We start from the raw sequence: 6459 nt of genomic DNA on the forward strand, positions 1-6459 counted from the left end.
GCGCAGGGGGGCGCTGGGTACGGCGCGCAGTTCCAGCCTGCGCCCCGCGCGGGAGCCGGGCAAAGGCGCGCCCCCGGGCGGGCGGCCGCCGCGGGGCTGCGGGAGACTGGGCGCATGCCGGAGCTGCCCGAGGTCGAGGCGCTGAGCGACTTCCTGTCCGAGCGGCTGACCGGGCGCGTCATCGCCCGGGTGCAGCCGGTCGCGATCAGCGCGCTGAAGACGTACGACCCGCCGGTCACCGCGCTGGAGGGGCGGACCGTCGGCCCGGTGACCCGGCGCGGCAAGTTCCTCGACATCGAGGCCGGCGGCCTGCACCTGGTGGTCCACCTGGCCCGGGCCGGCTGGCTGCGCTGGAAGGACGGCCTGCCCGCCGAACCGCCGCGCCCGAGCCCGAGGAACCCGCTGGCGCTGCGGCTGCGCCTGGCCGGGGAGGCCGGCGACGGCTTCGACCTGACCGAGGCGGGGACGAAGAAGGGCCTCGCGGTCTACGTGGTGAAGGACCCGGCCGAGGTGCCCGGGGTGGCCCGGCTCGGCCCCGACCCGCTGGACCCGGCGTTCACCCTGGCGGACTTCGCCGCCCTGCTGAGCGGCGACCGGCGCCGGCTCAAGGGCGTGCTGCGGGACCAGGGCGTGCTGGCCGGGGTGGGCAACGCCTACTCGGACGAGGTGCTGCACGCGGCCCGGATGTCCCCGTACAAGCCGGCGTCCAGCCTGACCGAGGAGGAGGCGGCGCGGCTCTACGAGGCGCTCGGCGCCACGCTGCGCGGCGCGGTGGAGCGCTCGCGGGGGCTGGCGGCGGGGGAGCTCAAGGCGGAGAAGAAGCTGGGGCTGCGGGTGCACGGCCGGACCGGCCTGCCCTGCCCGGTCTGCGGGGACACCGTGCGCGAGGTGTCCTTCGCGGACTCCTCGCTGCAGTACTGCCCGACCTGCCAGACCGGGGGGAAGCCGCTGGCGGACCGGCGGCTGTCGCGGCTGCTGAAGTGAGGGCGCGGGCGGGGTGGGGGCTGCTGGGGTGAGGGCGCGGGTGGGGCGGGCCTGGTGCGGCCTGCCCCACCCGGCCGGGTTCAGCGCTTGACGGCGACGCCGCCCCAGTAGTACGCGGCCTTCGGGTCGGCCGGCGGCTCGCCGTCCGGGCGCCAGGCGAGGACGGGGGAGAGGCCCGGCTCGACCAGGTCCCAGCCGTCGAAGAAGCGCAGGACGTCGTCGTGGGTGCGCGGGACGAGGGTCATGCCGCCGGCCCGGGCGGCCTCGGTGACCTTGCCGACCGCCTCCGGGTCGAAGTCCTGGGTGGGGGTGGTGAGGGCGATGCAGCTGCCGGCGGGCAGGGCGTCGCGCAGGGCGGCGACCCGGCCCCACGGGTCGTCCTCGTCGGCGATGAGCATCAGCACGGCGATCATCAGCAGGCCGACCGGCTGGGTGAGGTCCAGCGTGGCGGTGAGCGCCGGGTCGGTGAACAGTTCCTCGGGCTTGCGCAGGTCGGCGTGGATGTAGGTGGTCCGGCTGGCCGGACTGGACACCATCAGGGCGCGGGCGTGGGCGAGCACGATCGGGTCGTTGTCGACGTAGACCACCCGGGTGCCGGGGCTGACCGCCTCGGCGATCTCATGGGTGTTGGGCGAGGTGGGGATGCCGGTGCCGAGGTCGAGGAACTGGCGGATGCCGTGTTCCCGGGCGAGGTGGCGGACGGCCCGGCCCTGGAAGGCGCGGTTCGCCTTGGCCATCTGCTTGACGCTCGGCACGGCCTCCTCGATGGCCTGCCCCATGGCGCGGTCCGGCGGGAAGTTGGTCTTGCCGCCCAGCCAGTAGTCGTACACGCGCGCCGAGTGGGGGGCGGTGGTGTCGACGCCGAACCGTTCCCACTGGCTCAGCTCGGCGGGGTCGTCGTCGGGCCGGTCCTGGTCCGGGATGTCCTGACTTGTCGTCATGGCCACGTCCTCTGATGGCAGATCATCACACTGGGGAAGGCACAGCGTAGCGGTCGGGAGGGGAGGGCGGGCGTCCGGTCGGGGAAGTGCTGCGGAAGCCGGGGGCGGGCGGGGTGTGCTTGCGCCGTCGGAGTGGTGATCGGGTCCGTCTGAGGCGCCATCGGGGAGCGGCGGCGGCACACGGGGGAAGCATTCAGAATGCTGTCAGATCATCAGATTTACTCACAAATGCCCAAACGAACGCCCTCGCGGCGACTGCTGCTGGTCGCGGCCGGGATGTCCCTGCTCGGAGCGGCCGGCTGCGGGAGCCCCTGGAGCGGCGCGGACGACGCCGGGGCGGGCGCTACGGCGCGGCCGCCGGGGGCCGCCCCGGAGGCCCCGGGGCCGGAGGCGGCCCAGGCCGCCGCCTCCGCCGCGCCCTCCGCCGCGCCCCCGCAGGGCGCCCCGGCCCCGCCGACACCCGCCGCCGCCCCGCCGCCGATGCCCGCCCGCCGGCGGCTCACGGAGGAGGAGGCCAAGCCGGTCAACCAACTCGACCCGGGCCAGCGGGTGGTGGGGCTCACCATCGACGACGGGCCGGATCCCCGGTACACGCCGACCGTCCTCGCGCTGCTCCAGCAGTACGGGATCCGGGCGACCTTCTTCCTGGTCGGCGAGTGCGCCGCCGAGAACACCGGGCTGGTGCGGGAGATCGCGGACCGCGGCCACCACATCGGCAACCACACCTGGACCCACCCCGACCTGCGGCACATGTCCGACGAGGCGGTGCGGGACGAGCTGGAGCGCACCTCCGACCTGCTGTACCGGACCACCGGGCGCCAGCCGTCCTGGTTCCGCGCGCCCGGCGGGGACTGGTCGCCGGTCGCGATCAGGGTGACCACCGAGCTGGGGATGCGGCCGATGGGCTGGACGGTGGACCCGGAGGACTGGGCCACGCCCGGGACCTCGGTGATCACCGAGCGGATCCTCAAGAACGTCCGGCCCGGGTCGATCGTGCTCAACCACGACGGCGGCGGCGACCGGTCACAGACGGTGGCGGCGCTGAAGGCGTACCTGCCGGTGCTGATCGACCAGGGGTACTCCTTCTCGGCCCCGGCGAACTGAGTGCGGGCGCGGGGCGGCGGGTGCGGGTGACGGTTCTCGGCAGAAGTCGCGGCTTTGCCGCTTAAACCACCTGAAAGAGTGGATTGGGAGAACCGTTTCTGCTGATTTTTGGCCTCTAGGGTGATCTCGCATCAATGCATCAGGTACCGCCAGGTACCTCCTGAAAGGCCATCAATCATGCGTCTCCGCAACACCGCACTCGCCGTCGCCAGCGCCGTCGCCCTCATCCTCGCGGTCCCGACCTCCGCCAACGCCGCCACCGGCGACTTCCTCTACAAGGTCGGCCGCCTCCCCGGCGTGCCGGCCGGGCTCGCGGACCCGGAGAGCCGCGAGTGCATCAACCTGTTCGGGGCCACCGAGGCGGACCCGGCCTTCGCGCCGGAGAACCTCACCCGCTCGACGGCGACGGTGTTCCTGGACTTCGACTGCGAGGGCGACGTCTACTACGTCATGAACCCCGGCAAGAAGCTCGGCGACCGGCTGAAGCTGCGCTCCGTGATCTTCTCCTGAGCGGGGTGGCCCGGGCCGGGCGGTCGGCGTAGCGTCGAACTGTCCGGCCCGGTCGCCGGCGCCCCGCCGTGCCCGTGTGCGGCTCGCTGTGCCCCTGGTCGGGCGCCGAAAGCCTGGGCAGAGCGAAGGAGGGCCTGGGATGACCGGCAACGGCTACGCACACCCCGAGGCGCTGGTCGGTACCGAGTGGCTGGCCCACCACCTGGACGACGGGACGATCCGGGTCGTCGAGGTGGACGAGGACACCACCGCCTACGACCGGGACCACATCCCCGGCGCGATCGGCTGGAACTGGACCACCGACCTGCACAGCCGGGTCGGCCGCGACTACGCCGACCGGGAGGGCGTCCAGCACCTGCTGCGGGCGGCCGGCGTGGAGGACGACACCACCGTGGTGCTCTACGGGGGCAACAACAACTGGTTCGCCGCGTACGCCTACTGGCTGCTGCGGCTGCGCGGCTTCGGGCCCGTGCGACTGTTGGACGGCGGGCGCAAGAAGTGGGAGCTGGAGGGGCGCGGGCTCACCGAAGAGGTGATGGACTACCAGCACACCGCCTACCGGCTGACCGGGCCCGAGCGCCCGGAGCTGCGGGCGCTGCGGGACGAAGTGCTCGGCAAGGCCGAGCTGTTCGCCAAGCCCGGTTCGGACGCGGTGCTGGTCGACGTCCGCTCGCCCGCCGAGTACCGGGGCGAGCTGATCGCGCCGCCGCACCTGCCGCAGGAGCAGGCGCAGGTGCCCGGGCACATCCCCGGCGCGGTGAACGTCCCCTGGTCGCAGGCGGCCAACGACGACGGGTCGTTCCGCTCGGCGGAGGAACTGCGGGCGCTGTACGGGGGGAAGGGTGTGGAACCGGAGCGCGAGGTGATCGCGTACTGCCGGATCGGCGAACGGTCGGCGCACACCTGGTTCGCGCTCACCGAGCTGCTGGGGTACCCGCACGTGAAGAACTACGACGGCTCGTGGACGGAGTACGGCTCGCTGGTGCGGGCGCCGGTGACGCTCGGCGGGTGAGGGGGGCGGGGGCCGGGGCGTGAGGGGCGGGTGGGGCGCAGGGGGTCCCCGGGGTGTGTGGCGGTGTCGCGGCGGCGCCATGTCGGCCTGTTTCTTTTCATGAACATCTCACAATTGGGGAGTGGACCGGGAGCCACCGGGACATGGATCGATCCGACCCATCGTCCCAGTGACCCTGGAGGACCACGTGCGCAAGAGGCTGATCGTCTCTGCTGCCAGCGCCCTGAGCCTGTTCCTGGCCGTCCCCGCCTCGGCGGCCGACTTCCAACCCGGCGCGGCCGGCATCGGAGACCCGTACTACCCGACCTACGGGAACGGCGGGTACCGCGTCTCGCACTACGACATCCGGCTGAAATACCAGCCCGCCACCGACGAACTGGAGGGCACCACCACCATCCTCGCCACGGCGACCGAGAACCTCTCCCGCTTCAACCTGGACTTCGCGCTGAACGTCCAGGAGGTCCGGGTCAACGGACGTCCGGCGACCTTCGCCACCAGCGGGGAGCAGGAGCTGGAGGTCACGCCCGCACGGCCGCTCGCCAAGGGCAGCCAGGCCACCGTGGTGGTCCGCTACAAGGGCGTCCCGTCCACCGTGAAGAAGTACGGCTTCACCGCCTGGCTGCGCACGCCGGACGGCGCGGTGGCCGCCGGTGAGCCCGAGTCGGCGTGGTGGTGGTTCCCGAGCAACGACCACCCGAGCGACAAGGCCACCTTCGACGTCTCGGTCCAGGTGCCGGACGGCAACCAGGTGATCAGCAACGGCATCCTGGCCGGCGCCGTCTCGCAGGCCGGCTGGACCCGCTACAGCTGGCGCGAGAACAAGCCGCAGGCGACCTACCTGGCCACCCTCGCGGTCGGCAAGTTCGACGTCACGACCGACAGCACACCGAGCGGGCTGCCCGTCTACAACGCGTACAGCAAGGACCTCGGCGAGAACACCGACGCGGCCAAGGCCAGCGTCGAGCGCACCGGCGAGATCGTCGACTGGCTGAGCGGCTACTTCGGCGACTACCCGTTCAGCTCGGTCGGCGGCTACGTGCCCAACGTCAAGACCGGCTTCGCGCTGGAGACCCAGACCCGGGTCTTCTACAGCCCCCGGCAGTTCGCGCGCGGCTCCAACACCTCCGTCGTCGTGCACGAGCTGGCCCACCAGTGGTACGGCGACAGCGTCTCGGTCTCGCACTGGAGCGACATCTGGCTGAACGAGGGCTTCGCCCGGTACTCGCAGTTCCTCTGGTCCGAGCACGAGGACGAGGGCACGGCGCAGGAAATCGCCGACTACGTCTATGCCTCGCACCCGGCCGACGACCCCTTCTGGACCGTCAAGCCGGGCGACCCGGGAGCCGCCAACCAGTTCGCGAACGCCGTCTACGACCGGGGCGCGGTGGCCATCCAGGCGCTGCGCAACGCCGTCGGGGACGACAAGTTCTTCCAGATCCTGAAGGGCTGGCCCACCGAGCGCCGCTACGGCAACGCCTCCGTCCCGGAGTTCCAGGCGTACGCCGAGAAGGTCTCCGGGAAGAAACTCGGGGACCTCTTCGCCACCTGGCTGTTCACGGCCTCGAAGCCGGCCGTCGGGCCGGCGCCGGCCGCAGCGGCGGCCTCGCTCGCGCCGGGTGCGGGCGCGGGACAGGCCGACGGGCAGCTGCCGGCGGAGCCGAAGTCCTGGAAGAAGATCCAGGAGACCAACTCGCTGCACGACGAGGAGCATTGAGGTCTGGGCTCGTTGAGCCCCCGGATGTGACCCGGTGACCTGGTGATCTGGTGACGGGCGTGGTCCGGTCGGCCGCTTGAGGAAGCGGGCGGTCGATCGGGCTACGCCGCTCCGGGGCCCGGGGGGCCCCCCCCCCCCCGGCGGTGTCCCGGCGGGGGCGCGGGTTTAGGAGCGAGACCCCCGACCACACCGCG

General features: G+C 72.6%; 6 protein-coding genes. 5 read left to right on the forward strand and 1 reads right to left on the reverse strand.

Annotation, left to right across the window (positions count from 1 at the left end; genetic code table 11):
* The first annotated feature begins 114 nt into the window (after positions 1 to 114).
* Positions 115 to 984, forward strand: a complete 870-nt coding sequence (locus ACFV6D_RS02685) for an Fpg/Nei family DNA glycosylase (RefSeq protein ID WP_380557918.1) — start codon at positions 115 to 117, stop codon at positions 982 to 984.
* Between the two features lie 80 nt (positions 985 to 1064).
* Here the strand turns inward: ACFV6D_RS02685 and ACFV6D_RS02690 are convergent, their stop codons facing one another.
* Positions 1065 to 1925, reverse strand: coding sequence for an SAM-dependent methyltransferase (locus tag ACFV6D_RS02690; protein ID WP_363369625.1), 861 nt, complete (start codon positions 1923 to 1925; stop codon positions 1065 to 1067).
* A gap of 228 nt (positions 1926 to 2153) precedes the next feature.
* Here ACFV6D_RS02690 and ACFV6D_RS02695 point away from each other — a divergent pair, with 228 nt between their 5' ends.
* From ACFV6D_RS02695 to ACFV6D_RS02710, 4 genes are all read left to right on the forward strand, one after another.
* A complete protein-coding gene (locus ACFV6D_RS02695) occupies positions 2154 to 3029 on the forward strand; it encodes a polysaccharide deacetylase family protein (RefSeq protein WP_380557921.1) in 876 nt (291 codons plus the stop codon).
* 177 nt (positions 3030 to 3206) lie between these two features.
* Complete coding sequence (locus tag ACFV6D_RS02700) at positions 3207 to 3539, forward strand: hypothetical protein (protein WP_063346427.1); 333 nt, start codon at positions 3207 to 3209, stop codon at positions 3537 to 3539.
* A 139-nt stretch (positions 3540 to 3678) separates the two neighbouring features.
* The gene (locus ACFV6D_RS02705) at positions 3679 to 4551 is read left to right on the forward strand and encodes a sulfurtransferase (RefSeq protein WP_380557924.1); all 873 of its coding nucleotides are present in this window, start codon (positions 3679 to 3681) and stop codon (positions 4549 to 4551) included.
* A 187-nt stretch (positions 4552 to 4738) separates the two neighbouring features.
* The gene (locus ACFV6D_RS02710) at positions 4739 to 6265 is read left to right on the forward strand and encodes a M1 family metallopeptidase (RefSeq protein WP_380343041.1); all 1527 of its coding nucleotides are present in this window, start codon (positions 4739 to 4741) and stop codon (positions 6263 to 6265) included.
* The last annotated feature ends 194 nt before the right edge of the window (positions 6266 to 6459 follow it).

Origin of the sequence: Kitasatospora sp. NPDC059812 (genome assembly GCF_042732075.1) — a bacterium.
Lineage (GTDB): Bacteria > Actinomycetota > Actinomycetes > Streptomycetales > Streptomycetaceae > Kitasatospora.